Source organism: Ponticoccus litoralis (assembly GCF_039769985.1).
Lineage (GTDB): Bacteria > Pseudomonadota > Alphaproteobacteria > Rhodobacterales > Rhodobacteraceae > Ponticoccus > Ponticoccus litoralis.
Map to the genome: position 1 here is coordinate 2,420,335 of NZ_JBDNCH010000002.1, position 23,166 is coordinate 2,443,500.

Consider the following 23,166-nt stretch of genomic DNA (forward strand, 5'->3'; position numbering starts at 1 on the left):
GCATGTGCGTTGTTCAATTATTGCGCGGGCGAAAAGTGAGGTGCTGGGCGCAAGGGCGTGCTATGGCGCGCCCATGACCGATATGCTGACTTCTCTGACCGCCGGGACCTGGCTGCTTGCCCTCGCAATCGCGGCATTGGGCGGCGTGGTCAAGGGCATGGTGGGCTTTGCCATGCCGATGATCCTCGTGTCCGGCCTGGGCATGTTCATCGCGCCAGAGCTGGCGCTGGCGGGCCTGATCATGCCGACGCTGGTGACCAACGGGATGCAGGCGATGCGGCAGGGGGCGGCGGCGGCGCTGGCCTCGGTCGGGCGGTTCCGGGTGTTCCTCGGGGTCGGGCTGGTGACGCTGGTGATCTCGGCACAGCTGGTGCGCGTGTTGCCCGTCGGGGTGCTGCTGGCGATGATCGGCGGGCCGATCACGGTCTTCGCGGCGCTGCAACTGGCGGGCTGGAGGCCGCGCTTCCGCAACGGGCCCTCGCGCGGTTGGGAGATCGGGATCGGCGGTTTCGCGGGGTTCATCGGTGGCATGTCGGGGGTCTGGGGGCCGCCCACGGTGGCCTATCTGACCGCGCTGGACACCGAGAAGCGCGAACAGATCCGCGTGCAGGGGGTGATCTACGGCCTTGGCGCGGTGGCGCTGGCGGTGGCGCATGTCGCGTCGGGCGTGCTGAACGCCCGGACGATCTGGTTCTCGCTGGCGCTGATTCCGCCGGCGGTGCTGGGCATGTGGCTGGGAAGCCTTGTACAGGACCGCATCGACCAGGCGGCCTTTCGGAAGGCGACGCTGATCGTGCTGCTGATCGCGGGGCTCAACATCCTGCGGCGCGCCCTGACATGAGCGATGACGCGGCGACCGCCGACCGGGTGACCGCGCTGGTCGAGGCAGAGCTGGCCGCCTTCGACGGCACCACGCGGGCGGGGCGCATGTTGCTGGAGGATTTCGCGCGGCTGCGCGTGGCGCCGCGCCCGGTCTCTGTCCGGTTCAGCGGCGGGTTCGTGCAGCGGTGCTGGACGGTGACCCGGTCGAACGGTGCCTATTCGGTCGTCTACATGCCGAGGGCCGGGTATTTCTCGCTCTGCGTCGACACCGACCTCGGCCCCGTGGATATAGCCGTGCACGGCCCGGCGCTTGCGGTCTTCGGGGCGGTCTAGGGCCCTGCGCGCCCGGGCAGGCGACCCGTGAACCGCGCCGGGGACCTCAGCAGTACTCCTCGGGGCCGACGGCCCGGGCGGCTGAATAGCGGGCGCCGTGGCACCAGCCGACCGGCAGGCGACGCCCGATCTCGGCCAGCAGGTCGGGGGCGGGGGTCATCCCGGCGCCGGCCACCAGTTCCGCGAAATGCGCGGTCGAGCGGGTGCCCGGGATCGCGAAGATGCTATCGGACTGCGCCAGCACCCAGGCGATGGCCAGAGAGGCGGTCGCCACGCCTTCCTGCCGGGCCAGTTCGCGCAGCGGCTGGCTGGCGGCGATATTGCGCTCGAGCGCGCCGGGGATGAAGCGCGGGTTGTCCTTCAGGAAGGCGCTTGCGGCGACACGCCCGGGTGTGGGCGGCGTGTCCGACAGCAGCCCCCGCCCGACCGGAGAGAAGGCGACGAGCGCCGTTCCCAGCGCCTCGCAGGCCTGGATCAGCCCCAGTTCCGGCGCCCGGGTCTGAAGGCTGTATTCCGACTGGACGGCAGCTACCGGATGCACCGCCGCGGCGCGCTGCAGCGAGGTGGGCGCGATCTCGGAAAAGCCGAAACTGGCGATCTTGCCCTTGGCGATCAGCGTGGCGAGGAACTCGGTCACCGCCTCGATTTCGTGCCTTTGGTCGCGGCGGTGGACGTAGAACAGATCGACCCGCTCCAGCCCCATGCGCAACAGGCTTTTGTCCAGTTCGGCCTCGAGGTGTTCGGGGCTGTTGTCGAACCCGCGCGCGCCGGTTTCGGGGTCGCGGCAGATACCGGCCTTCGTGGCGATATGGAAGGGCGTCTCGCCCTTGCAGGTGGCGAGGTAGCGGTACGATCGTCTCTTCGGACAGGCCCATGCCGTAGACGTTCGAGGTGTCGACATGCACGATGCCCGCGTCCCGCGCGGCGTCCAGGATCGCATGAGAGCCCTCGGTCGTGACCGGGCCGTAGAAATCCGCGAAGGACATGGCGCCGACACCCAGTGCCGGGAGGCTCGGACCGTCGGGGCCAAGGGATCTGGTCAGCATGGGGGCATCCTTTCCGTCTGCTTGTCGCGCCGACCAAAGCGCAGGATGGCGGCGGTGCCAAGGGCAGGCGGCGCATTTCCCGCAAGGCGCTATGCGGTGTCAGGCCCCGCGCGGGGCCTCGCGCCACGCGAAAGGCTGCGGTCCCGAAAGCGCGTCGGGGTCCTTGGGGCTTGGGCAGGGGGGCAGGGCGCGCACTGGCACTGCACGACGTCGGCGCGCTCTTCGATCGCCTCACACACCGCTGCCACATCCTGGAAACCGGAAACGACAGCTGCCGCTTCAAGGCCAGCTCGGAGACCGCGAAAAAGTTGAGGAAGGAGACGCCAATGTTGACCGCATCATGAACCGACCGACATTCTGACAGGCGGGTCAAATCTCGATGACAATGCTGGGTCAGTTCCCAGTGACATCCATCAAGTTAGTTCTTGTCCCGAAAAGCTGTTCATCAGAGATTTCAAGGCGTGCGACAAGCAGGCTGCAATTCAGGCTGTCGCTCAGGGAGCTCGTGACCGATCCACGTAGCCACCGCGCCATAGCTCCTTGCTTGTGATGTCCGACTACGACCAGCTCAGCGCTGACTTCGTGAGCTACACTTGTGATACGCTCTGCTGCCAGCCCAGCGTCCAGACGTGCCTCATGGGCCAACCCCATGCGTGTCAGCCGCGCGGCTCCTTCATCGAGGATTTGTCTCACCTCATCCGTCTTGTCAGGGCCGATATAGACCGTGCTGGCGTCGCCGACGTAGATCTCGGAAGAGTGTTCCACAACCGCAAGAAGCACGACGCGGGCTCCGCATATCTGAGCAAGCTTTGCGCCTTCGCGCAATGCGAGGATCCCCTCCAGAGAACCGTCATATGCAAGCAAGATAGAGCTATACATTTCCGTCTCTCCCGAACCACTTTTCTGCCGGCGTTTCGAACTGCGTCGGTGCGTCTCCGAAAAGTCTCATCAACCGGAGGGGTTGTCGTGCTGCCGGCAGAAGAGCAGGACAAATCGCCCGGTCGAGGAGAGAGGAGGGCGCGTCGCAGGTTGAGGCAGGCATTGGGTGCGGGCTCCGCGTTGAATGCCTAGAAGGTCGCGATCAACCGCGCTGGACCTCCCGAGCCGCCTCGATGCGTCGGCGCCCCAACGAAGAGCGTTGCCCCGGCCTCCGGCACGCTATCCAGATTGGCGACATTCTCGATCCCGTAGCGGTTCGTGGGCAGCCACGCGTAATGCGTCGCGTAGTCTTGCGTCGATCCGATGTCGAGCGAGGGCGAGTCCGTCGCAATACAGACCGCTCCGGTCTCTTCCATCAGCATCTGTGCCGCCTCGACGTGAAAGCCGGGGTAATGTCGCACGCCATTGTCGTCGAAGCCCACGAACTTCGGAGTGGCAACATGCGCCTGCCAGCCCGCGTTCATCGCCACGCAAGCTCCGTCCGGTATGTCCCCGTTGCGGGCGATCCAGGCTGTCAGGTCATCCGGCGTCACTTGGGCCTCGATGTCGGTGTCCGCCTTTTCCTTGATATCGATGACGCAGAGCGAACAGATCAGGTTGCCAACGGGAATTTCCTCCACCGAAAGGCCGTCGGCTGAGAAGTGTAGCGGCGCGTCCACATGCGTGCCGGTGTGTTCGAAGACGGTGACGGTGTTTGCATTGAAGCCACTCTCGCTGAACTTTGCTTCCTGCTTGAGTGAAATGCCGGGCGGTCCGGACCACGTCGGAAAGGCCTCATCTACCACGTAGGTCAGATCGGCCACGCCGCCTTGGCCTTGAGCGCCCGCGGGGCGTGCGGCAGCGGTCAGAGCCAGTGCCGCTGTCGGCGCGGTCCTCAGAAGTTGCCGTCGCGACAGCATTCGCTGCTTTACGGTCTCCATCACGCATCTGTGGCACATTGCGCTATCCCCGCTTTTTGATTGTCCTGATCTGCACAGGATACCACATTCCCGCCCGGATCGGCGGTCTTTTCGGGTCAGGGTGCGTGTGTCGGGAAAAACCCTATGCGCCCGAAACTGACATCGGTGTGAGCTAAAGCCTGCATTCGGAAAGCCGGGGGGCAGCACCGGCAAAGGCGTGAAGGTCGGCTCGGGGTCGAAGTCAACCAGTGACACCGGCGCCTTGGGGAGCCGGGGCAGATTCAACAGAGGCCAGGGCTGCCAGGCGCCAAGGCTCGGCCAAGCTTCCCCACTATCGAGGGTGTGCCACGTCCGCCTGGGGCTGCGGGAGGTTGAAGAGCCCGATGAAGTCTCGGCACTGAGCGGCGTCGCCGAAGACTTCCACGCCAGCCGCCTCGGGCGCCACGTCGCCGTAAAAGACAGCCGCGAGGGGTGGCGCGGCTTGCGCTTTGAAGCGGAGACCAGCCCGTTCCGCCGCGCCGCGTTCCACCGGCATGGCGCCGTCATCCAATCGTGCGGTGAACTGCGCCGTCCCGATTTGAAAGACTATGTCCAGGGTCGTGCCGCATGCGGCTGCCCTATCCAGCATGGTGCGCAATGACAGCATGAAGGAAACGGGGGAGAGTGGCAGCGTCGGGTCGTGCAATGGCGATGCGGCGGCCCAGCGTACCGATCTCCTGCAGGATCGGCTCGTACCGCGTATCCCCATTCCGTCAGGCCATAAAGCTGCGCCGGAGCTGGCTGGAGGGCGGTGCTGCGAAGGACGACACCATTGGTTTCCAGGCCGGCCAGGCGTTCTGTCAGGACCTTGGAGCTGAGCCCTGGAAGTTCTGCGCGGATATCACTGAAGCGGCGAGGCCCGAACATGAGTTCTCGCACGATCAGCATCGCCCAGCGTTCGCCGAGAAGTTCAAGCCCGAAGGCCGTGCCGCAGGCATCTGCATACCACCGTCCGTGGGGGGATGTCGCCGACTTGGTTACTTTTTGTTTCTTCATGGTTGCTTTTTGTAACCTCATGCCGCTACGCTGTCCATAATTACGATATGACAAGGGAGGAATGGCAATGCCGCAAATGATCTTCGTGAACCTGCCGGTCGCGGACTTGAGGCGATCTGTCGAATTTTACGAGGCCATCGGCTTTTCCCGGGACCCGCGGTTCAGCAACGAACAGGCGGCCAGCATGGTCCTGTCGGACACCATTTGCGTGATGCTGCTGACCCATGAGCTCTGGGGAACTTTCACGGATCGTCGCCGCGTCGATCCGGCGCAGGAGGCGCAGGTGCTGCTTTGCATCAGCCGTGAAGACAGGGCAGCGGTTGATGCCATTACCGAAGCGGCTGTCTCTGCGGGGGGCATGGCCGACCCATGCCCGGCGCAGGACCACGGCTTCATGTACGGACGCAGTTTTGCGGATCCCGATGGTCATATCTGGGAACCCATGTGGATGAGTGCCGAGGCCGTCGAGAAAGGTCCGGCGGAGGTGTCCAATGCCGATTGATCCTGCTGCCGCCATCACAATCACTGCCTACGACTGGGTGCCGGACTTTGCCCGGGGACAGGTCCGCGACCTGCGGGTTCGATGGGCACTTGAGGAAACGGGCCAGAACTACGCCGTTCGCTATCTCTCACAAGGGCAACAGAAGGAAGCCGCGCATCGCGCGCTGCAGCCCTTCGGCCAGGTTCCGACCTACGAGGAAGGTGATCTCACGCTGTTCGAAAGCGGGGCGATCGTCTGGCATGTCGCAGAGCGGTTCCCCGGTCTGCGGTACGACGGAGCCAGCGGGGCAGAGCGCGTCGCTGGAATGGCTGTTTGCCGCGCTGAACACTCTGGAGCCGCCGATCATGGATCGGGCGCAGATGACGATTTTTGAAGTGGCCGAGCCCTCGGGCCAAGCTGCGACTTCCCGGCGTCAACGAGCGGATCAACGAACGCCTGCAGGAAGCGTCCGATCGCCTCGGCACCGCGGAGTGGTTCGGCGGCAGTTTCTCTGCCGGCGACCTGATGATGGTCAGCGTTCTGCGGATCATCGAGGGCGAGGGCCTCGTCGAAGCCTTCCCCAACCTCGCCGCCTATGTCGCGCGGGCCAGCGAACGTACCGGCCTTCAAACAGGCCCTGTCCGATCAGCTTGCCGGCTTCACGGGCAATCCGCCGCCCGGTTTCGATGAATGGATGGCGGAGCTTAAAGCGAAACAAGGAGAACTCGCATGACCTACGTTGCCGGATTTCTGACCCCAGTGCCGAACGGGAACAAGCAGGCCTACATCGACAGCGCCCGCAAGGCCTGGTCGCTGTTCAAGGAATACGGGGCCCTGCAAATCATGGAGACCTGGGGCGATCAGGTGCCCGCGGGCGAGCATACCGATTTCAGGCGGGCCGTCGCGTTGGAAGACGGCGAGACGGTCTGTTTCTCGTGGATGATCTGGCCCGACAAGGAAAGCCACGACAGGTGCGGCGCCAGCATGCAGACCGATCCGCGCTGGCAGGAGATGGACATGCCCTTCGATGGCAAGCGCATGATGTGGGGCAGCTTCACGCCGATCTTCGAAGACAAGGCCTGACGCCATGAACCAGACGGCACCAGAGCAGCTGACGATCTGGACCTTCGATTGGGTGCCGGAGGGGCCGCGGGGCTACGTGCGTGACCTGCGGCTTCGCTGGGCCTGCGAAGAGGCCGGGCTAAGCTATCGCGTGGACTCCGTGCCCTTCGAGGATCGCGGGGCAGAGCATCTTGCCATGCAGCCCTTCGGGCAGGTGCCCTACCTGACGGACGGGGATGTCAGCCTGTTCGAAAGCGGCGCCTGCCTGCTGCATCTCTCGGAGAAGAGCGAAACGCTCATGCCGCAGGAGAGGGGGCTGCGGGCGGAAACCCTGTCCTGGGTCCTGTCGGCCCTGAACTCGGTCGAGATGGTCAGCGTGCCCTGGTGGGTCGTCGGGCTGTCGTCCCCGCCGGAGAACCCGTTGGAGGGTTGGCTGCGGGCCCGTCTCGCTGTTCTGGAAGACGTCCTGTCGGCGCGCGACTGGCTGGTGGATGATCGCTTTACCGCGGCGGACTTGATCCTGGCCGACGTCCTGCGTCCGCCCTGGATCTGCGGGATCGGCCATTATCCCGCAACGGATGCCTACATCGATCGGGTTTGCGCGCGACCGGCCTATTGCAAAGCACATGCGGACCAGATCGCGCATTTCTCCAGGGCCGACGAGACCCGCGGGGCATGAACGGCGACTTGCCGTTCCCGGCGGAAGACCACAACGCATGGGAGGAGGAAATGATGACCCTGACTTCGACTTCACGGTCCTGCATGGGGGCCATGCAGGCCTCGGCCCTTGTCGGGGCGATGGCCACGCCGGCGCTGGCGCAGGACACCGAGGGCCGGGCCATGTCCGGGGATCTCGGGATCTATTATCAGGTACACGGCGATCTCGGCTCCGGTATGGTGCCATTTCTCGTGCTCCATGGCGGCATGGGCACAATCGAAGGGGACTTCGGTGCCCTCTTGCCGTCCCTCGCCGCAAGGCGCCCGGTGATCGGGGTGGAACAGCAGGGCCATGGGCGGACGGGCGGACGGGACGCGCCGCTGTCTCTGGATGCGATGCGGACAGACACCCTGGCCGTGCTGGACGCGCTCGACGTCGAGCGGGTTCATGTGGTGGGCTTCTCCATGGGCGGCATGTTGGCGCTGGATCTGGGTGTTTTCGCGCCAGAGCGCCTTGCCACGCTGACCGCGATCTCGGCCAGCCAGAACCTCGACGGGATGCATCCGGCCATCGCGGAGATGAACCGGAACCCACAGGCCACGCCTTCACCGGAGGCGCTGGAGCTGGTGCCGAGCGAAGAGGACTTCGCCCGCATGCGGGCGGGTTTCGCCGACAACCCGGATGGCCCGGAGCAGTTCCAGCGCACATTTGCGCAGCTGCAGGCCTTCATTGTCACCGACTGGGGCTGGAGCGATCAGGAGCTTGCCACGCTCGCGGTGCCGACCCTGCTCGCCCTCGGCGACAGTGACTTCACCCCGGTCGGCCATGGTGCACGCATGGCGACCCTTTCGGGCGCCCAGCTGGCGGTCCTGCCGGACACCACACACCTTTCGATCATGAGCCGCCCCGACTGGCTGCTGCCCCTGATCGAGCACCGGATCACAACGGCCGAAGACTGAGAGCGCGCCCTCAATCGCAAAGGAGACAGACGATGCAAAAGCGAAAGGCAGCGGTATTTCTCTGGTTTGACACCGAGGCTGAGGCGGCGGCCGAGTTCTATGCCGCAACCTTTCCAGGCAGCCATGTGGACCAGGTGATCCGGTTTCCCGGCAATACGCCCGGCGGGCCGGCGGGCAGCGTTCAGATCGTGGAGATGACGCTGATGGGGCTGCCCTATGCGTTGCTCAATGCCGGCCCGCATGTACAGCCCAACGATGCCTACTCGCTCCAGGTCTATACCGAGGATCAGGCCGAGACGGACAGGCTTTGGGATGCGATCGTCGGCAATGGCGGCGAAGAGATCATGTGTGGCTGGTGCAAGGATCGCTGGGGCTTTCGCTGGCAGATTACACCCCGGGTCCTGATGGAGGCGCTGTCGCACCCGGACGCTGCAGCCTCGGCCCGCGCACAAGTCGCCATGATGAAGATGCGCAGGATCGAGATCGCTTTGATCGAGGCCGCCTTGCGTGGCGAACCGCAGCCATGACCAGGGGCCCGACGGAGATCATCTGGAGCGCGGATTGCGGGAACTCCCCGAAGAATGCATTCGTGCAGGACATCGCAATTGCCTTGGAGACCGGTGTCGCTTCTACCGGGATCTTTGATCCGGAGGTCACATGGATCCGGTCTTCGACAGAGACGGTCGAAGGTCAGGCGGCGGTCCTTCAGGCATTGTCTTCGATCCGTCTGCCGATGAAGATCTGGGTCGAGCACGCGATCTCACACGGCAAGGTCGGCATGGCCAGCGGGGAAAGAACCCTGACAAATGGCTTGAAGCGTTCTTTCTGCCACGTATTCGAGTTCACGAACAGCAAAGCCAGTCGCGTGGTGTCGATCAAGACCCACGTGTGAAGGGGCCATGCCTCCTTGCCAACCGCTCAGGACGAAGTCTGCGACCGGGCCTGTCCCAAACATGAACACGTTTTCACCAGAGGATGTGGCTGTCGTTGAACGAGCCGCAGTGCGAAGCCACCGGTCTTTCGTCGCGCCTGGCGTGAAGGCAGATCCGGACCGAGAGTGTCAGGCAGCGGGAGGCCGGAGAAACCACGCGGTTTGTCCGCTTCAGCAGGTTCTCTCTCTAGCTGGAGATCACGGTCAGATCGCTAATTGCGAGCAGACAAAGTCGGCGCGTGTTGCAATGTCGGCGCGTGGCAACTCCGTGATTTGGTATCCGAGCGCGGTGTAGGTCTCCCGCATGACGGCACAGGTCGCTTCGGCTTCGGCGCGGGTCTGCTTGCGTTCGCTGTCTTGCGTGAAGATCTCGTCCCAGTAGGGTGTCAGGAAGACGCGGGCGTTGTAACGGGCTGCCTTGGCCGTAGCGGCGACGTGGGGCGGCACGGGGAGGCCGCAGAGCGTCAGGTAGCCCATGATGTCGGGAATGCCTCGATCGAAGATCACGGGGCCTGAGAGTGCCTGTGCGGCGCTGTAGGCGCGGAGGTCGCGCTCAAGCATCCGTTCGGCATAGGCCATGCGGTCCGCCCAGGGGAGGGCGTCTCCGCCGCGCTGCAATTCCTCGCGAATGATCGCGCGACCGGATTCGGGGATTGTGTGGAAGCCGCGACGGGCAAGCTCGGTGATGAGGCTGGTCTTGCCCGCACCGGGACCGCCCGTCACGACGAAGAAATGGTCGCTCATGGGCCATCCTCGGGTTTGACAGGGGAAGGACTGCGCAGCGATCGACCTGCTGAAGGGCGCGGATCAAAGCAGCATGGATTTTCGTAGGGAAAACAACACCCGTTTGCGCGGCAGAGGCAAATCTTCTGACAATAAAGGCAGAACTATCTGGTTCTTTTCAGGGGGAAATGGTGGAGCCTAGGGGGATCGAACCCCTGACCTCTTGCATGCCATGCAAGCGCTCTCCCAGCTGAGCTAAGGCCCCATTTCCTTGCGCCGTCACCGGCGCTGTGCGGGGGTGATTACGCAATGCCGCGGGCAGGTTCAAGCGGAAAAATCCTGCCCGCGGCAAAAACTTCAGGACTCGTCTTCCTCGTTCGAGACGTCGGTGATCTCGTCGAGAGAGACGTTGTCGTCATCCTCGTCTTCGAGCACATCGTCGTCGTCCAGATCGACATCGACGTCGTCATCATCCAGAAGATCGTCCTCGTCTTCGTCCTTCTTGGCCTTCGCCTTGGACGCGGCGTCTGCGGCATCCGCCGCGATCATGCTGCGCTTGCCGGTTTCCAGGTTGACGACCTCGCCGGTGTAGGGGCTGACGATCGGATTGCGGTTCAGGTCGTAAAAGCGCTTCCCGGTGGTCGGGCAGACGCGCTTCGTGCCCCATTCTTCCTTGGGCATGGGTGATCCCCTTCAACTCATGGTGCTGTCGACAATCCGGGGGCCATGCCATAGGACGATGGGGTTGTCAAAGGCTTTGCGGGCCGTGTGGGGGCAGGCGGCACATGGGGCAGATAAGGCTCGGCGGAAATCCGGAGATCAGCGTGATGCTGCGCCGCTCGGCGCGGGCGCGCAGGCTGTCGTTGCGGGTCTCGCAACTGGACGGACGGGTCACGCTGACCCTGCCGCAGGCGGTCTCTGAAAGGGAAGGGCTGCGCTTTCTGCGCGACAAGGAAGAGTGGCTGCGCGGCCATCTTGCCAAGCGCCAGGCGGCGGTGGTGGTCGGCCCCGGCGCCCGCCTGCCGGTCGAAGGTGTCCTGCACGAGATCCGCGTCGGCCTCCTAGCCGTTCGGTGGTTCAGGCCGAGGGGCTGCTGCTGGTGCCCGGAGAGCCCGACCGCATGGCCGCGCGGCTGAAGGGCTGGCTGCGCAGCCGCGCCCGCGACCGCCTGTCAGAGGCCTCGGACCGGTACGCCGCGGCGCTGGGGCGGCCCTACAGCCGCCTGACGCTGCGCGACACCCGTTCCCGCTGGGGATCCTGCACCCATGACGGCGGGTTGATGTATTCCTGGCGGCTGATCCTCGGGCACCCGCAGGTGCTGGACTATGTCGCGGCGCATGAGGTCGCGCATCTGCGGCACATGAACCATTCGCCCGACTTCTGGGCAGAGGTCGAACGCCTGTACGGCGACTGGAAGGCCCCGCGGCGCTGGCTGCGGGATCATGGCTCGGAACTGCATCGCTACCGCTTCGACTGACGCAGGTTCGACTGACGCAGGGGCGGGGAAGGGCCGTACCCGGGGGATAGCGGGCACGGCCCCTTGGCAAGGGGACGACGGGGGGACAAAGCCCGCCGCCCATCCAGGCCGGGTGCCGTCGGTCGCCGCCCCCGGGACGAGGGGTCGGGACTTTCGGCGAGGACAGGCACGACAATACGCGCCGTCTTGCGAGGTACACGCGCGAACCCCGCCTTGGGTTGCACGCCAGACAAGAAAAAACCGGGGTGCGGCGCTGCCCATGGTGGCTTGACCCGGCCCGATTTCGTGATCACAAGCGCCCTATGACCCCCAGTGCCAAGCCTGACAATGCCCCTGCCCACGACCGCGTCTATCGCGGCCTGCGCACCCGCATCATGCTGGGGCAGATCCCGCCGGGGCAGGCCCTGACGCTGCGTGGGCTGGGGCGGGAATTCGGCGTCTCCATGACCCCCGCGCGGGAGGCGGTGAACCGGCTGGTGGCCGAGGGGGCGCTGTCGATGTCGTCCTCGGGCCGGGTCCAGACGCCGGAACTGTCGAACGAGCGGATCGAGGAACTGGCGGCGCTGCGCGCCCTGATCGAGGTAGAGCTTGCCTCGCGCGCCCTGCCGCGCGCCCACATGGCCCTGATCGAACGGCTGCAGACGATCAACAATGCCATCACGGACGTCGTGTCGAACCGCGATGCGGTGGGCTACATCCGCGGCAACCTCGAATTCCACCGCACGCTCTACCTGCGCGCGCAGGCGCCCGCGATGCTGGCCATGGCCGAAACCGTCTGGCTGCAACTGGGGCCGACCATGCGCGAGCTTTACGGGCGGCTGCGCCGGACCGAGGCGCCGCAGTATCACCGGCTGATCATTGCCGCGCTGAAAGCGGGGGACGAGCCGAGCCTGCGCCTCGCCGTGCGGTCTGACGTGACGCAGGGCCTGCGTATGCTGGTCAGCTGAAGGGCCGTGGTCTTCGACGAAGACCCCGGCAGCGGCGAAGTCTGCGTCGAAGACGTCTGGTGCTTGGTGCTTGGTGCTTGGTGCAGAGCGGCGCCGCTTCTTCGGTCGAGAACCGCAGGCAAGGCCTTCGGGGGCGGCGCGCAAGGGGGCGGGTTGTTTCAGCGCCCCTGAAGGCTCCGGCCCCGCAGGGCATCGTCGGGGGCCGTTTTCCCCGGTGCCTCTGGCCCGGACGATATATCGCCCCGATCTGGGGCGGCCCGGGTCAAAGCCGTCGTGATCAGATCCCGACCTGCTTTCGCCGCCGCCCGCCGTGCGGCGGCAGTCCTGCCCATCGGGCCGGATGGCTGCGCAGATCCCGGCTGATCCGCTTGCCGGCCGCACCGGCCCGCGCCGGGCGGGGTCTCAGGCGGCGAGGCCCTTGGAGCCCATCGACAGGAATTTCTTGCGCCGTGCCTCGACCAGCTTGGCGCGGTCCATGCCGTCCAGATCGCCCAGCAGCGCCCGCAGCGCGTCGCGCACGCCTTCGAAGGCAGCCGCGCGGTCGCGATGGGCGCCGCCCAGCGGTTCGGGGATGATGCGGTCGCAGACGCCGAGGTTCAGCAGGTCCTGCGCGGTCAGGCGCAGCGCCTCGGCGGCCTCGCGCATCTTGTCGCTGTCCTTCCACAGGATCGAGGCGCAGCCTTCGGGCGAGATCACCGAGTAGACCGAATGTTCCAGCATCGCCACGCGGTTGGCGGTGGCAAAGGCAACCGCGCCGCCGGACCCGCCTTCGCCGATCACCACCGAGACCAGCGGCACGCCGATCTGCAGGCATTTCTCGGTCGAGCGGGCGATGGCCTCGGACTGGCCGCGCTCTTCGGCACCCTTGCCGGGGTAGGCGCCGGGGGTGTCGACCAGCGTGATCACCGGCAGGCCGAAGCGGTCGGCCATCTCCATCAGGCGGATCGCCTTGCGGTAGCCCTCGGGGCGGGCCATGCCGAAGTTGCGTTCGATCCGGCTTTGGGTGTCGTTGCCCTTCTCGTGGCCGATGACCACCACCGGCGTGTCGTCGAAGCGCGCCAGCCCGCCCATCACGGCGTGATCGTCGGCAAAGCCGCGATCGCCGGCCAGCGGCATGTATTCGGTGAACAGCGCCTCGATGTAGTCCTTGCAATGCGGTACGTTCGGGGTGGCGCGCGACCTGGCATTTGCGCCAGGGCGTCAGCTTGCCGTAGAGGTCCTTCAGCAGGGTTGCAGCCTTGCGATCAAGCGCCCCGGCCTCGTCCTCGATGTCCATCTCCGCGTTGTCGCGGGCCATGGCGCGCAGTTCTTCGGCCTTGCCTTCGATCTCTGCAAGCGGCTTCTCGAAGTCGAGGTAATGGGTCATCGGGGTCCTCCAGAGGGTCGGGCGCTATATGGCTGCGCGGCGCGGCATTTGCAACAAAGCAAGATTTGTCGGGCGCGGGTCTGCCATAGAAAGACACAGACAGGAGACCGGAATGACAGCCAGCTACGAGACCCGCATCCGCCGCGTTCGGCAGTATATCTTCGACAATCCGGACGGGGACCTGTCGCTGGACGCGCTGGCCGATGTCGCGGCCATGTCGCGCTTTCACTGGCACCGGGTGTTCCACGGCATGACCGGAGAGACCTGTGCGCAGGCGGTCCGGCGCATCCGTGCCCATCGCGCCGCCTGCTGGCTGGTTCAGACCGACTGGCCCTTGGAGACGATTGCCGCCCGCGCCGGCTATGACAACGCGCAGAGTTTTGCCCGCACCTTCAAGGCGCAGTTCGCCATGACGCCCGCCGCCTTCCGCAAGGCGGGCCGCCCCGATCCGCTGGATCCCGATTTCATCAAAGGAGACCCCGCCATGTACCCCGTCGAGATCCGCCCGGCTCGAAGAGCCGATCCGCATCGCCGCCCTGCCGCACAGCGGCCCCTACATCGAGATCGGGGGCAGCTTCGAGCAGGTCAGCACCGTGTTCACGGCGCGCGGGCTCTGGCCGCAGGGGCGGGGCATGATCGGTCTTTACTACGACGACCCGGATTCTGGTGCCCGAGGCGGACCTGCGGTCCCACGCCGGGATAATCGTGCCGCAGGACTTCGCCATGCCCGAGGGGCTGGAAGAGATCCGCGTGCCGGCGCAGCGCTATGCCGTGGCCACCTACACCGGCCCCTACGCGGGCCTGAAAGGCTGCTACGACTGGTTCTTCGGCAGCTGGCTGCCCGCGTCGGGCGAAGAGGCGGCAGAGGCGCCGTGCATGGAGCTGTATATGAACTCGCCACAGGAGACGGCGCCACAGGATCTGGTGACGAAGATCTTCATGCCGCTTCAACCGGCTTCCGTCACGGCTGCGTAGGGCAGGGCGGGCAGCGCCCGGTGCCCCTTGACAGGGGCGCCGGGGGCCGTCGGTCCTATCGCATCATGGGCAGGACCGAGGCCACCAGCAACACCGCCATGGCCCGGTTGAACCACCGCAACCGCTCGGGCCGGGCCAGCAGGCGCCGGATGCCGGTGCCCATCAGCACCCAGGCCGAGCAGGTAAGCGTGCCGATGCCCGCATAGGTGCCCGCGACCCAGAGGATCGACGGCAGGTCCCGCGCGGCGGCGTAAAGCGTGATCGCCCCCAGTGGCCATGGTCCATGCCTTGGGGTTGACCCACTGGAACCCCGCCGCCTGCCACAGGCTCAGCGGGCGGGCGGTTGCCTCTGCCCGGGCGGGGGGCGCGGCATGGGCGATCTTCCACGCCAGCCACAGCAGGTAGGCAAGGCAAAGGGTGCTCAGCACGTCCTGCGTCCACGGCCAGAGCGTGAAGACCTGCATCACCCCCAGCCCGACCGGCAGGATCATCACCGGCAGGCCCCAGACCACGCCCGCCAGATGCGGCAGGGTCCGGCGAAAGCCGAAGTTGGCCCCCGAGGCCATCAGCATCAGGTTGTTCGGTCCCGGAGAGGCCACGGTCACAAAGCAGAAAAGCGCAAGCGCAAGGAAGAGGTCCTGTGTCATGGCGCAACCCTGCGGCGCGCCGCGCGCGATTGAATTGCATATTGCCTCTCTGTGGGGCTAATCTTGCAACAAATGAGCGAAATGGACCAGATCGACCGCCGAATATTGCAAGCCCTGTCGCGCGACGGGCGCCAGTCGAACCTTGCGCTGGCGGAAAAGGTGGGGCTGTCGCCCTCGGCCTGCCTGCGCCGCGTGCAGGCGCTGGAGAAGGCGGGCGTCATCACCGGCTACCGCGCCACGATCAGCCCCGAGAAGACCGGCGTGGGCTTCGTCGCCTATCTCGCGGTGGGGCTGAACCGGCACACCAAGGCCTCGCAGGAATCCTTCGAGCGCGCCATGGCCGCCGCACCCGAGGTGCGCGAGTGCCACAACATCACCGGCGCGGTGGAATACCTGCTGCGGGTCGAGACCCGGGACCTCGCCGCCTACAAGCATTTCCACACCGACATCCTCGGCGCGCTGCCGCAGGTGAACACGCTGACCACCTACATGGTCATCGCCTCGCCGGTGGATCACAGGAAATAGCGCGGAGCCGACCCCGGGCCCGGTTTGATGTGCAACAAGAGGGGAGTGTTCACGCGCGGCGCCGTGCGAGTCCACTGCGTTCAGTGACGCGCTTGAGATACGGCGAGGGCTTGGGGCGCAGTGACCGGTTCGAGCCCGGAGTAACGGATGCTGCGTGCCCTTTCGAAAGCCCGCTGTGCAGACGAGCCTTGAATGGGAAGCCGTGATCAGTTCGCCGCGCTCTTACTTGGCAAACTGCCTCGCGCACGCTTCAATGCATCTTCTACTCTTGATGCGATTGATAAAAATTCCAATGCTTGTCCTTTAGTGATATTGGGCTCTTCGTCATGAACCGCAGCGTTTCGAATACGCCGCAAGTCTTCCAACAACTCCAGAACCTCAGAGGGAATTAACTCAGTCTTTCGTAGCATCCGGAGTGAACGGAAGCCGTTTATTTCGTGTCTGGGAAGCGCTGGATCCACTACCTTCATCAAACTTGAGACCTCCGCCTCTATCGCTCTCCACGCCTCAATCACTGCGAAGTGCGGGTGCTTCGACACTACCTCCTCATCGATATCAATCATGGCGGACGGGGTCTGCATTGTAGGAATAACCGCCGCTTCACGCGAAGCTTCATCCAGAAGCTCTGAGAAACCAACTTCCGCTCCAGATACCTTCAGTGCCTTTAGGCGAGAAAGAAGAGCTTTCAACTCTTTTCGGAACCCAAACGCCACGATCACAAACGCCGCAGGCCAAGCTACCGCCACAACCATCTGAACAACAAATAATTTCCAGCCAATGTCTTCCACTACACCCTCATAGTCCTTGCGCAGGATACGGCAAAGGTAGTCGACGAAAACAAGAGCCGCCATAGGATATCTTTCGGCTAACGGCAGCTTTGTCCGCAAAGCGGTCACGCGCTATCACCAGCGCCCGAAAATTCGGTCGGACGCCGGTTGCCTCCCATCGGGCGGTGGTGGGCGGGGCTCGCCTCCGCTCCGTATCATGCGCGACAGGCGACCGGGGCCGTTCTTCGGTGCCGCGCAGCGCCCCCGTGGGACCTAGCCCGCCGCGATCATCTCGGATTGGCGCACGATCACCTCGGCCTGCTTGATCGAGGCGATGTCCACGAGGCGGCCCTTGTAGACCGTGGCGCCTTCGCCCTTGGCCTTTGCCTCTTCCATGGCGGCGAGGATCTCGCGCGCCTCGGTCACCGCTTCCGCCGAGGGGGTGAAGACCTCGTTGGCCAGCGCCACCTGCTTGGGGTGGATCGCCCATTTGCCGACCATGCCCAGCGTTGCCGAGCGCAGGGCCTGTGCGCGATAGCCCTCGTCGTCCGAGAAGTCGCCGAAGGGGCCGTCCACGGGCAGCACGCCATGGGTGCGGCAGGCGGCGACGATGGCGGCCTGCGCCCAGTGCCAGGGGTCCGACCAGTGCTTCTGCCCCTCGCGGATCATGTAGTAGTTTTCCTGCGTGCCGCCGATGCCGGTGGTCGCCATGCCCATGGAGGCGGCGAAGTCGGCGGCGCCAAGGCTCATGGCCTCCATCCGGGGCGAGGCGGCGGCGATCTCCTCGACATGGGCGATGCCCGCGGCGCTTTCGATGATGACCTCGAACTTGATCGGCTTGGTGCGGCCCTTGGCGCGCTCCACGGCGGTGACCAGCGCGTCGACGGCGTAGATGTCACCGGCGCAGCCGACCTTGGGGATCATGATCTGGTCGAGCCGGTCGCTCGCCTGTTCCAAAAGGTCGACCACGTCGCGATACCACCATGGCGTGTCGAGGCCGTTGATCCTGACCGAGAGGGTCTTGGTGCCCCAGTCGACGTCGCCGATGGCCTCGATCGCCAGCTTGCGGGCGGTGTCCTTGTCGTCGGGGGCGACCGAATCCTCGAGGTCGAGGTTGATCACGTCCGCCGCGCTGGCGGCCATCTTGGGCGGCAGCTTGGTGTTCGAGGCCGGACCGAAGAGCTGGCAGCGGTTGGGACGCGCGGGCGCGGCGGGCTGGATGCGGAAGGACATGGACGATTCCCCTTTGGGTAAGGATGTTTCGTTTGATCTGCCTCACGGGTTAGGAAATTGCGTGGCGCGGCGCAAGTTGTTTTTCTGCCCTGCAGCATGAGCGTCTGCCGTCGTCCGGATCCTGCCGCGGAAATGGAAGTTCTTTCGCGCCACCCCATCTGTCTGGTGGAATATTCGCGCAATCGCCCTGCGGCTGCCGCAGACAGGCAGGACATCCCGGCCAAACCGTGCAGTCTGCAGGAAAGACGAGACGAAAGGACCATCATGATCGAGACGCCGTACCTGCTGTTCCTCGGAGACGCCCCGGACGGGCTGGCCGCCAAGGTGGCCCAGGGCATCCGCGACTGGCGCCCCGACAATTGTGTCGGCCAGTACCGGATGGAGGGCTGCAAGGCCGACCTGAAGCTGCCCGACATGACGCTGGCCGAGGCCGGGGCGGCGGGCGCCAAGACGCTGGTGATCGGCGTGGCGAACCGGGGCGGCAGGATCTCCGCCGCCTGGAAGAAGGTGCTGGTCGAGGCGCTGGAAGAGGGCTTTGACCTTGCGTCCGGTCTGCACAACCTCTTGCGCAACGAGAAGGATCTTGCGGCGGTGGCCGAAGAGACCGGGCGGGCGCTGCACGATGTGCGCATTCCCTCTGTCGACTATCCCATCGCGGACGGCAGGAAGCGGACCGGCAAGCGCGTTCTGGCGGTGGGCACCGATTGCTCGGTGGGCAAGATGTACACGGCACTGGCGCTGGACAGGGCGATGCAGGAGCGGGGCATGAAGGCGACCTTCCGCGCCACCGGCCAGACCGGCATCCTGATCACCGGCGACGGCGTGCCGCTGGACGCGGTGATCGCGGATTTCATGGCCGGGTCGATCGAATACCTGACGCCGGACAACGACCCGGACCACTGGGACGTGATCGAGGGGCAGGGGAGCCTGTTCCACGTCTCCTTCTCGGGGGTGACCATGGCGCTGATCCACGGCGGCCAGCCGGACGCGCTGATCCTGTGCCACGAACCGACGCGGACCCATATGCGCGGGTTGCCGGGCTATGCCCTGCCGACGCTGGAGCAGGTGCGCGATTCGGCGCTGATGCTGGCGCGGGTGGCGAACCCGGCTTGCGCGGTCGTCGGGGTCTCGATCAATACGCAGCACATGGGCGAGGATGAGGCCGCGGCCTATTGCGCCGAGGTCGAGGCCCGGCTGGGCCTGCCGACGGTCGATCCGTTCCGCCATGGGGCCGGGCGCCTGGCCGAGGCGCTGGAGGCAATCTGACGCCGGGACGGCGCTGTTTCGCTGACGCGAAAGGCGCCCCGCCCGCCGTCCCGTGGCGGCGCCCCGGTGGCGGGGTCCGCGCTTGCGGCTGGCCGGGGCAGAGGTATTTGGACCAAGAAGAAGCACGGGGCCCGTTCGGGAGGCGGGCCCCGTGCACGAACCGGAACGAGGCAGGAACCATGAGCATCACCGTCACGCGGGACGTCTTCCCCCTGGCCGAGGCCTTCACGATCAGCCGCGGATCGCGGACCGAGGCGCAGGTCCTGACCGTGCAGGTCCGGCGCGGGCAGGTAACCGGCTGGGGCGAATGTGTGCCCTATGCGCGCTATGGCGAGACGCTGGAGCGTGTCGAGGCCGAGATCGCGGGGCTGCCCGAGGGCATCTCGCGGCGCGACCTGCAAGCGGCGCTGCCGGCGGGCGCGGCGCGCAACGCGATGGATTGCGCGCTGTGGGATCTGGAGGCCAAGGCCTCGGGCCAGCGGGTCTGGGAGCTTGCCGGGCTGCCCGCGCCGGGGCCGGAGATCACCGCCTACACGCTGTCGCTGGACAGGCCGGAGCGGATGGAGGCCTCTGCCCGGAAACATGCGGCGCGAGCTCGCTTCTGAAGATCAAGCTGGGCACCCCGGACGACATGCCCCGGCTGGAGGCGGTGCGCCGCGGGGCCCCCGAGGCCCGGATCATCGTGGATGCCAACGAGGGCTGGTCGGCGGAGGTCTATGCCGATCTTGCCCCGCATCTGCTGCGGCTTGGCGTGGCGCTGGTCGAGCAGCCCCTGCCCGCCGGTGAGGACGCGGCGCTGATCGGCATGGATCGTCCGGTGCCCGTCTGCGCCGACGAAAGCTGCCACGACCGGGCCTCTCTGCCGGGGCTCGCGGGGAAATACGACGTGGTGAACATCAAGCTCGACAAGACTGGCGGGCTGACCGAGGCGCTGGCCCTGCGCGAGGCGGCGCTGGCCGCAGGCTACGGTGTCATGGTCGGCTGCATGGTCGGGTCCTCGCTGGCCATGGCGCCCGCCGTGCTGGTGGCGCAGGGGGCGCAGGTGACCGACCTCGACGGGCCGCTGTTGCTGGCCGGGGACCGCCGCACGCCGCTGGTGTTCGACGACAGGGGGGTGCACCCGCCGGAGGCGGCGCTGTGGGGCTGACCGCGCGCTGGCAGGTGCTGGAAGAGCGCGTCCTGTCCGACAACTGGGGGCTTTTGAAGACCACGCGGCTGCGGCTGACGATGGCGGATGGCCATGTCTCGGAGCAATGGCGCGAGACCTACGATCGCGGCGATGGCGCCGTCATTCTGCCCTGCGACCCGGCGCGCGGCCATGTCCTGCTGGGCCGCCAGTTCCGCTGGCCGGTGGCCTACAACGGCGAGGCCGAGCCCTATCTGATCGAGGCCGCCGCCGGCCTGCTGGAGGGCGCGGACCCGGCGGAGCGCATCCGCGGCGAGGCAGCGGAAGAGCTGGGGCTGGATCTGACCTCGGTGCGGTTCCTCTTCGCGCTCTACATGACGCCGGGCTCGGTCACCGAGCGTCTGCATTTCTTCACCGCCACCTATGCCGCCGGGGACGCGCAGGCGCGGTTCGGCGGGCTGCGCGAGGAGGGCGAAGAGATCGAGATCCTCGACCTGCCGCTGGCAGAGGCGCTTGCCATGGTGGCCGACGGGCGGATCCGCGATGCCAAGACGGTGATCCTGTTGCAGCACGCGGCGCTGCACCTGATGCCCGATGCGGTCCGCCGTCAGGCGGGCGGGCCGCCAAACGGTGGTCTTGCGGTGGCATCCCCGCGCGCCTAGAACTCGGCCCGAGCCAGACCGGCCCCGCGCGGGCCCCCGAAGGAGCCATTGCCATGACCCGTACCGTCTACGTCAACGGAGAGTACCTGCCCGAGACCGAGGCCAAGGTCTCTATTTTCGACCGCGCCTTCCTGATGGCGGACGGGGTCTACGAGGTGACCAGCGTGCTTGACGGCAAGCTGATCGATTTCGACGGCCATGCGGTGCGGCTGGAGCGCTCGCTGCTGGAACTCGACATGGGGGTGCCGCTGAGCAGGGACGCCCTGCTGGAGATCCACCGCGAGCTGGTGCGCCGCAACGACGTGGTGGACGGGATGATCTACCTGCAGATCACCCGTGGCGCGGCGGCGGATCGCGACTTTGTCTTCCCGGACCCCGAAGAGGTGCCGCAGACCGTGGTGCTGTTCACCCAGTCCAAGCCCGGGATGGCCGACAGCCCGGCAGCGAAGACCGGGATGCGGGTGATCTCGATCGAGGACCAGCGGTGGGGCCGCCGCGACATCAAGACGGTGCAGCTGCTCTACCCGTCGATGGGCAAGATGATGGCGAAGAAGGCGGGCGTCGACGATGCCTGGCTGGTCGAGAACGGCTATGTGACCGAGGGCACCAGCAACAACGCCTATTTCATCAAGGGCAACACCATCGTGACCCGCGCGCTGTCCAGCGACATCCTGCACGGCATCACCCGGGCCGCCGTCCTGCGCTTTGCCCGCGAGGCGCAGATGACCGTCGAAGAGCGCAATTTCACCATCGAAGAGGCGCAGCAGGGGGATGAGGCCTTCATCACCTCCGCCTCGACCTTCGTGATGCCCGTGGTCGAGATCGACGGCGTCACGCTGGGTGATGGCAAGCCGGGCCCGAAGGCCCTGCGCCTGCGCGAGATCTACCTCGAGGAAAGCCGCAAGGCGGCAATCTGACCACAGGCTGACCACAGGCCGCGCCTGTCCCGGTCAGGGGATCACGCGGCCCCGGCAAGGCTCTGATCCGGCGCCGGCGGTCCGGCCACCGCTTCCGCGCCCGCTCTTCTCTGGTCTTCCAATACCTTGGGGGAGCGAGCGCCGCGAGCGGGGGCAAGGCCCCCGGCCCGGTCGCCGCCATCGGCCAGCGCGCCCTAGGGCACCCGCTTCAGCCAGTCGGCGGCCGCGCGCCCGGCCTGTCGGCCCGTGGCAAGGCAGGCGGTCAAAGGTAGCCCCCGGTGGGGGCCTCCCAGTCCAGCATCTCGCCCGCGCAGAAACAGCCGGGCCGCGCCGTCAGCATCAGGTCGGGCGTCAGGGCCTCGAAGCGCACCCCCGGCGGTCGAGATCGCCTCGTCCATCGGGCGCAGCCCCGCAACCGGCACCGGCAGGGCCTTCAGCACAGCGCCCAGGGCCTCGGGCGCCACCGGCAGAGGGCGGGCGCAATCCTGCACCAGCGCCAGCGTGGCGGGCGGCAGCTTCAGCGTCTTGCGCAGCCAGGAGGTCAGGCTTTGCTTGCCACGCGGGCGGGCCGACAGGCGGGCGGCCAGCGCCCCGGTCGAGAGGTCCGGCAACAGGTCCACCGTCAAGCCATGCCCCTCGCGCAGGGCGGGGGTCAGCGGATAGATCCCGCCGCCCTCCAGCCCGCGCACCGAGATCACCGCTTCGCCCCGGTTCGCCATGGCCCCGGCCCGGAACAGCGCGTTCTTCACCGGCGCGCCGAAGTGCCGGGTCATGTGGCTGGACCAGTCCACCAGAACCCCGGCGTTCGAGGGCGCGAAAGGCGCCAGCCCGACTCCCTGCGCGCCCAGCACCGGCGCCCATGCGCCGTCCGATCCCAGCCGCGCCCAACTGGCGCCGCCCGAGGGCCAGCACGGTGGCGCCCGCCGTCACGCGCTGCGTCCCCTCCGGCGTTTCGAACAGCGCGACCGCGCCGTCCCAGCCCTGCCAGCGCCAGCGGGTGCGCAGCTCCAGCCCCATCCCGTCCAGCCGCCGCAGCCAGGCCCGCAACAGCGGCGAGGCCTTCATGGCGCGGGGAAAGACCCGCCCCGAAGACCCGGTGAAGACCGGCTGTCCAAGGCCCTCGGCCCAGTTCCGAACGGCACCGGGACCGAAATCCGTCAGCGCCGCGCGCAGCGACGGTTCCGACCCGCCATAGGCGCTGTGGAAGGTCCCGGAGGGTTCGTCCTTGGTCAGGTTCAGCCCGGATTTCCCGGCCATCAGGAACTTGCGCGCCAGCGAGGGCTTCGCCTCGGCCAGAAGCACGCGCCGCCCCTCGGACAACAGGACATCGGCGGCCATCAGCCCCGCCGGGCCGCCCCCGATCACCAGCG

Annotated in this window: 27 protein-coding genes, 1 tRNA gene and 6 pseudogenes; 21 read left to right on the plus strand and 13 right to left on the minus strand. The window is 66.5% G+C overall.

Annotation, left to right across the window (positions count from 1 at the left end):
* Window positions 1-73 precede the first annotated feature (73 nt).
* Window positions 74-841, plus strand: coding sequence for a sulfite exporter TauE/SafE family protein (locus tag ABFB10_RS13045; protein WP_347166839.1), 768 nt, complete (start codon window positions 74-76; stop codon window positions 839-841).
* Window positions 838-1,155, plus strand: a complete 318-nt coding sequence (locus ABFB10_RS13050; protein WP_347166840.1) for a hypothetical protein — start codon at window positions 838-840, stop codon at window positions 1,153-1,155. Before ABFB10_RS13045 ends, ABFB10_RS13050 begins: the two co-directional genes overlap by 4 nt.
* A gap of 46 nt (window positions 1,156-1,201) precedes the next feature.
* Here ABFB10_RS13050 and ABFB10_RS13055 read toward each other — a convergent pair whose 3' ends face one another.
* Window positions 1,202-2,056 (minus strand): aldo/keto reductase, encoded by an 855-nt coding sequence (locus ABFB10_RS13055; RefSeq protein ID WP_347166841.1) that lies wholly within the window; start codon window positions 2,054-2,056, stop codon window positions 1,202-1,204.
* Window positions 2,057-2,066: 10 nt separating this feature from the next.
* A pseudogene (locus ABFB10_RS13060) lies at window positions 2,067-2,201 on the minus strand (aldo/keto reductase); the annotation flags it as partial.
* Window positions 2,202-2,416: 215 nt separating this feature from the next.
* On the opposite strand from ABFB10_RS13060, the pseudogene ABFB10_RS13065 reads away from it, so the two are divergent.
* A pseudogene (locus ABFB10_RS13065) lies at window positions 2,417-2,545 on the plus strand (ATP-binding protein); the annotation flags it as partial.
* A gap of 49 nt (window positions 2,546-2,594) precedes the next feature.
* On the opposite strand, the gene ABFB10_RS13070 reads toward ABFB10_RS13065, so the two are convergent.
* Complete coding sequence (locus tag ABFB10_RS13070) at window positions 2,595-3,080, minus strand: universal stress protein (protein WP_347166842.1); 486 nt, start codon at window positions 3,078-3,080, stop codon at window positions 2,595-2,597.
* A 188-nt stretch (window positions 3,081-3,268) separates the two neighbouring features.
* A complete protein-coding gene (locus ABFB10_RS13075; RefSeq protein WP_347166843.1) occupies window positions 3,269-4,078 on the minus strand; it encodes a cyclase family protein in 810 nt (269 codons plus the stop codon).
* Between the two features lie 301 nt (window positions 4,079-4,379).
* On the opposite strand from ABFB10_RS13075, the gene ABFB10_RS13080 reads away from it, so the two are divergent.
* A complete protein-coding gene (locus tag ABFB10_RS13080) occupies window positions 4,380-4,679 on the plus strand; it encodes a hypothetical protein (RefSeq protein ID WP_347168083.1) in 300 nt (99 codons plus the stop codon).
* Here ABFB10_RS13080 and ABFB10_RS13085 read toward each other — a convergent pair.
* Window positions 4,625-5,095 carry a winged helix-turn-helix transcriptional regulator gene (locus tag ABFB10_RS13085; RefSeq protein ID WP_347166844.1) on the minus strand — a complete coding sequence of 157 codons (471 nt, stop codon included), beginning with the start codon at window positions 5,093-5,095 and terminating at the stop codon, window positions 4,625-4,627. The genes ABFB10_RS13080 and ABFB10_RS13085 overlap by 55 nt on opposite strands.
* A gap of 46 nt (window positions 5,096-5,141) precedes the next feature.
* Here ABFB10_RS13085 and ABFB10_RS13090 point away from each other — a divergent pair, with 46 nt between their 5' ends.
* The 8 genes from ABFB10_RS13090 to ABFB10_RS13125 all read left to right on the plus strand — a co-directional run bounded on the left by ABFB10_RS13090 (window position 5,142) and on the right by ABFB10_RS13125 (window position 9,126).
* Window positions 5,142-5,576 carry a VOC family protein gene (locus ABFB10_RS13090; protein ID WP_347166845.1) on the plus strand — a complete coding sequence of 145 codons (435 nt, stop codon included), beginning with the start codon at window positions 5,142-5,144 and terminating at the stop codon, window positions 5,574-5,576.
* Entirely contained in the window at window positions 5,566-5,949 is a 384-nt protein-coding gene (locus ABFB10_RS13095; RefSeq protein WP_347166846.1) for a glutathione S-transferase N-terminal domain-containing protein, read from the plus strand. The genes ABFB10_RS13090 and ABFB10_RS13095 overlap by 11 nt, the downstream gene beginning before the upstream one ends.
* Window positions 5,946-6,245: a glutathione S-transferase family protein gene (locus tag ABFB10_RS13100; protein WP_347166847.1), complete on the plus strand. Its 300-nt coding sequence runs from the start codon at window positions 5,946-5,948 to the stop codon at window positions 6,243-6,245. The genes ABFB10_RS13095 and ABFB10_RS13100 overlap by 4 nt, the downstream gene beginning before the upstream one ends.
* A 39-nt stretch (window positions 6,246-6,284) precedes the next feature.
* Window positions 6,285-6,638, plus strand: a complete 354-nt coding sequence (locus tag ABFB10_RS13105) for a DUF1428 domain-containing protein (RefSeq protein ID WP_347166848.1) — start codon at window positions 6,285-6,287, stop codon at window positions 6,636-6,638.
* Between the two features lie 4 nt (window positions 6,639-6,642).
* Entirely contained in the window at window positions 6,643-7,296 is a 654-nt protein-coding gene (locus ABFB10_RS13110; RefSeq protein WP_347166849.1) for a glutathione S-transferase family protein, read from the plus strand.
* Window positions 7,293-8,234, plus strand: coding sequence for an alpha/beta fold hydrolase (locus ABFB10_RS13115; RefSeq protein WP_347166850.1), 942 nt, complete (start codon window positions 7,293-7,295; stop codon window positions 8,232-8,234). Before ABFB10_RS13110 ends, ABFB10_RS13115 begins: the two co-directional genes overlap by 4 nt.
* Window positions 8,235-8,266: 32 nt before the next feature.
* Window positions 8,267-8,761 (plus strand): VOC family protein, encoded by a 495-nt coding sequence (locus tag ABFB10_RS13120; RefSeq protein ID WP_347166851.1) that lies wholly within the window; start codon window positions 8,267-8,269, stop codon window positions 8,759-8,761.
* A 62-nt stretch (window positions 8,762-8,823) separates the two neighbouring features.
* Window positions 8,824-9,126, plus strand: coding sequence for a hypothetical protein (locus ABFB10_RS13125; protein ID WP_347166852.1), 303 nt, complete (start codon window positions 8,824-8,826; stop codon window positions 9,124-9,126).
* Window positions 9,127-9,369: 243 nt separating this feature from the next.
* On the opposite strand, the gene ABFB10_RS13130 is transcribed toward ABFB10_RS13125, so the two are convergent.
* The 3 genes from ABFB10_RS13130 to ABFB10_RS13140 all read right to left on the minus strand — a co-directional run bounded on the left by ABFB10_RS13130 (window position 9,370) and on the right by ABFB10_RS13140 (window position 10,569).
* Window positions 9,370-9,909: an AAA family ATPase gene (locus ABFB10_RS13130; RefSeq protein ID WP_347166853.1), complete on the minus strand. Its 540-nt coding sequence runs from the start codon at window positions 9,907-9,909 to the stop codon at window positions 9,370-9,372.
* A 168-nt stretch (window positions 9,910-10,077) separates the two neighbouring features.
* Window positions 10,078-10,153: transfer RNA gene (locus ABFB10_RS13135), tRNA-Ala, on the minus strand.
* A 92-nt stretch (window positions 10,154-10,245) separates the two neighbouring features.
* Window positions 10,246-10,569 (minus strand): TIGR02300 family protein, encoded by a 324-nt coding sequence (locus tag ABFB10_RS13140; protein ID WP_347166854.1) that lies wholly within the window; start codon window positions 10,567-10,569, stop codon window positions 10,246-10,248.
* Window positions 10,570-10,673: 104 nt separating this feature from the next.
* Here ABFB10_RS13140 and ABFB10_RS13145 point away from each other — a divergent pair.
* Together ABFB10_RS13145 and ABFB10_RS13150 are read left to right on the plus strand one after the other, a co-directional pair.
* Window positions 10,674-11,365: pseudogene (locus ABFB10_RS13145) on the plus strand (M48 family metallopeptidase).
* 302 nt (window positions 11,366-11,667) lie between these two features.
* On the plus strand, window positions 11,668-12,312 hold the full coding sequence (locus ABFB10_RS13150; protein ID WP_347166855.1) for a GntR family transcriptional regulator: 645 nt from the start codon (window positions 11,668-11,670) through the stop codon (window positions 12,310-12,312).
* A gap of 402 nt (window positions 12,313-12,714) precedes the next feature.
* Here ABFB10_RS13150 and ABFB10_RS13155 read toward each other — a convergent pair.
* Window positions 12,715-13,678, minus strand: a pseudogene (locus tag ABFB10_RS13155) (acetyl-CoA carboxylase carboxyltransferase subunit alpha).
* A gap of 112 nt (window positions 13,679-13,790) precedes the next feature.
* On the opposite strand from ABFB10_RS13155, the gene ABFB10_RS13160 reads away from it, so the two are divergent.
* On the plus strand, window positions 13,791-14,381 hold the full coding sequence (locus ABFB10_RS13160; protein WP_347166856.1) for a helix-turn-helix domain-containing protein: 591 nt from the start codon (window positions 13,791-13,793) through the stop codon (window positions 14,379-14,381).
* A gap of 2 nt (window positions 14,382-14,383) precedes the next feature.
* The gene (locus tag ABFB10_RS13165; RefSeq protein ID WP_347166857.1) at window positions 14,384-14,653 is read left to right on the plus strand and encodes an AraC family transcriptional regulator; all 270 of its coding nucleotides are present in this window, start codon (window positions 14,384-14,386) and stop codon (window positions 14,651-14,653) included.
* On the opposite strand, the gene ABFB10_RS13170 is transcribed toward ABFB10_RS13165, so the two are convergent.
* Window positions 14,626-15,300 carry a LysE family translocator gene (locus tag ABFB10_RS13170; protein WP_347166858.1) on the minus strand — a complete coding sequence of 225 codons (675 nt, stop codon included), beginning with the start codon at window positions 15,298-15,300 and terminating at the stop codon, window positions 14,626-14,628. The two genes, ABFB10_RS13165 and ABFB10_RS13170, sit on opposite strands and share 28 nt — an antisense overlap.
* Window positions 15,301-15,372: 72 nt before the next feature.
* Here ABFB10_RS13170 and ABFB10_RS13175 point away from each other — a divergent pair, with 72 nt between their 5' ends.
* On the plus strand, window positions 15,373-15,825 hold the full coding sequence (locus tag ABFB10_RS13175) for an Lrp/AsnC family transcriptional regulator (protein ID WP_347166859.1): 453 nt from the start codon (window positions 15,373-15,375) through the stop codon (window positions 15,823-15,825).
* Between the two features lie 206 nt (window positions 15,826-16,031).
* Here the strand turns inward: ABFB10_RS13175 and ABFB10_RS13180 are convergent, their stop codons facing one another.
* Both ABFB10_RS13180 and ABFB10_RS13185 read right to left on the minus strand, forming a co-directional pair.
* Entirely contained in the window at window positions 16,032-16,676 is a 645-nt protein-coding gene (locus tag ABFB10_RS13180) for a hypothetical protein (RefSeq protein WP_347166860.1), read from the minus strand.
* Window positions 16,677-16,865: 189 nt separating this feature from the next.
* The gene (locus tag ABFB10_RS13185) at window positions 16,866-17,825 is read right to left on the minus strand and encodes an L-malyl-CoA/beta-methylmalyl-CoA lyase (protein WP_347166861.1); all 960 of its coding nucleotides are present in this window, start codon (window positions 17,823-17,825) and stop codon (window positions 16,866-16,868) included.
* Window positions 17,826-18,089: 264 nt separating this feature from the next.
* Here ABFB10_RS13185 and dgcN point away from each other — a divergent pair, with 264 nt between their 5' ends.
* The 4 genes and pseudogenes from dgcN (at window position 18,090) to ABFB10_RS13205 (ending at window position 21,796) form a co-directional block, all read left to right on the plus strand.
* Window positions 18,090-19,091: an N-acetyltransferase DgcN gene (gene dgcN / locus ABFB10_RS13190; RefSeq protein WP_347166862.1), complete on the plus strand. Its 1,002-nt coding sequence runs from the start codon at window positions 18,090-18,092 to the stop codon at window positions 19,089-19,091.
* A 179-nt stretch (window positions 19,092-19,270) separates the two neighbouring features.
* Window positions 19,271-20,238: pseudogene (gene dgcA, locus ABFB10_RS13195) on the plus strand (N-acetyl-D-Glu racemase DgcA).
* Window positions 20,229-20,879, plus strand: a complete 651-nt coding sequence (locus tag ABFB10_RS13200; protein ID WP_347166863.1) for an NUDIX hydrolase — start codon at window positions 20,229-20,231, stop codon at window positions 20,877-20,879. The pseudogene dgcA and the gene ABFB10_RS13200 overlap by 10 nt, the downstream one beginning before the upstream one ends.
* Before the next feature lie 53 nt (window positions 20,880-20,932).
* Window positions 20,933-21,796: a D-amino-acid transaminase gene (locus ABFB10_RS13205; RefSeq protein ID WP_347166864.1), complete on the plus strand. Its 864-nt coding sequence runs from the start codon at window positions 20,933-20,935 to the stop codon at window positions 21,794-21,796.
* A gap of 194 nt (window positions 21,797-21,990) precedes the next feature.
* Here ABFB10_RS13205 and ABFB10_RS13210 read toward each other — a convergent pair.
* A pseudogene (locus ABFB10_RS13210) lies at window positions 21,991-23,134 on the minus strand (TIGR03862 family flavoprotein).
* Window positions 23,135-23,166 lie beyond the last annotated feature (32 nt).

What these genes read in the sequence shown, in the direction of transcription:
- ABFB10_RS13185 (WP_347166861.1), bottom strand. Translation starts at nt 17,825, where the DNA reads ATGTCCTTCCGCATCCAGCCCGCCGCGCCCGCGCGTCCCAACCGCTGC.
- ABFB10_RS13050 (WP_347166840.1), top strand. Translation starts at nt 838, where the DNA reads ATGAGCGATGACGCGGCGACCGCCGACCGGGTGACCGCGCTGGTCGAG.
- ABFB10_RS13160 (WP_347166856.1), top strand. Translation starts at nt 13,791, where the DNA reads ATGACAGCCAGCTACGAGACCCGCATCCGCCGCGTTCGGCAGTATATC.
- ABFB10_RS13175 (WP_347166859.1), top strand. Translation starts at nt 15,373, where the DNA reads ATGAGCGAAATGGACCAGATCGACCGCCGAATATTGCAAGCCCTGTCG.
- ABFB10_RS13170 (WP_347166858.1), bottom strand. Translation starts at nt 15,300, where the DNA reads ATGACACAGGACCTCTTCCTTGCGCTTGCGCTTTTCTGCTTTGTGACC.
- ABFB10_RS13095 (WP_347166846.1), top strand. Translation starts at nt 5,566, where the DNA reads ATGCCGATTGATCCTGCTGCCGCCATCACAATCACTGCCTACGACTGG.
- ABFB10_RS13180 (WP_347166860.1), bottom strand. Translation starts at nt 16,676, where the DNA reads ATGGCGGCTCTTGTTTTCGTCGACTACCTTTGCCGTATCCTGCGCAAG.
- dgcN (WP_347166862.1), top strand. Translation starts at nt 18,090, where the DNA reads ATGATCGAGACGCCGTACCTGCTGTTCCTCGGAGACGCCCCGGACGGG.
- ABFB10_RS13150 (WP_347166855.1), top strand. Translation starts at nt 11,668, where the DNA reads ATGACCCCCAGTGCCAAGCCTGACAATGCCCCTGCCCACGACCGCGTC.
- ABFB10_RS13070 (WP_347166842.1), bottom strand. Translation starts at nt 3,080, where the DNA reads ATGTATAGCTCTATCTTGCTTGCATATGACGGTTCTCTGGAGGGGATC.
- ABFB10_RS13085 (WP_347166844.1), bottom strand. Translation starts at nt 5,095, where the DNA reads ATGAGGTTACAAAAAGCAACCATGAAGAAACAAAAAGTAACCAAGTCG.
- ABFB10_RS13045 (WP_347166839.1), top strand. Translation starts at nt 74, where the DNA reads ATGACCGATATGCTGACTTCTCTGACCGCCGGGACCTGGCTGCTTGCC.
- ABFB10_RS13055 (WP_347166841.1), bottom strand. Translation starts at nt 2,056, where the DNA reads ATGTCGACACCTCGAACGTCTACGGCATGGGCCTGTCCGAAGAGACGA.
- ABFB10_RS13140 (WP_347166854.1), bottom strand. Translation starts at nt 10,569, where the DNA reads ATGCCCAAGGAAGAATGGGGCACGAAGCGCGTCTGCCCGACCACCGGG.
- ABFB10_RS13110 (WP_347166849.1), top strand. Translation starts at nt 6,643, where the DNA reads ATGAACCAGACGGCACCAGAGCAGCTGACGATCTGGACCTTCGATTGG.
- ABFB10_RS13105 (WP_347166848.1), top strand. Translation starts at nt 6,285, where the DNA reads ATGACCTACGTTGCCGGATTTCTGACCCCAGTGCCGAACGGGAACAAG.
- ABFB10_RS13120 (WP_347166851.1), top strand. Translation starts at nt 8,267, where the DNA reads ATGCAAAAGCGAAAGGCAGCGGTATTTCTCTGGTTTGACACCGAGGCT.
- ABFB10_RS13090 (WP_347166845.1), top strand. Translation starts at nt 5,142, where the DNA reads ATGCCGCAAATGATCTTCGTGAACCTGCCGGTCGCGGACTTGAGGCGA.
- ABFB10_RS13205 (WP_347166864.1), top strand. Translation starts at nt 20,933, where the DNA reads ATGACCCGTACCGTCTACGTCAACGGAGAGTACCTGCCCGAGACCGAG.
- ABFB10_RS13115 (WP_347166850.1), top strand. Translation starts at nt 7,293, where the DNA reads ATGAACGGCGACTTGCCGTTCCCGGCGGAAGACCACAACGCATGGGAG.
- ABFB10_RS13130 (WP_347166853.1), bottom strand. Translation starts at nt 9,909, where the DNA reads ATGAGCGACCATTTCTTCGTCGTGACGGGCGGTCCCGGTGCGGGCAAG.
- ABFB10_RS13075 (WP_347166843.1), bottom strand. Translation starts at nt 4,078, where the DNA reads ATGTGCCACAGATGCGTGATGGAGACCGTAAAGCAGCGAATGCTGTCG.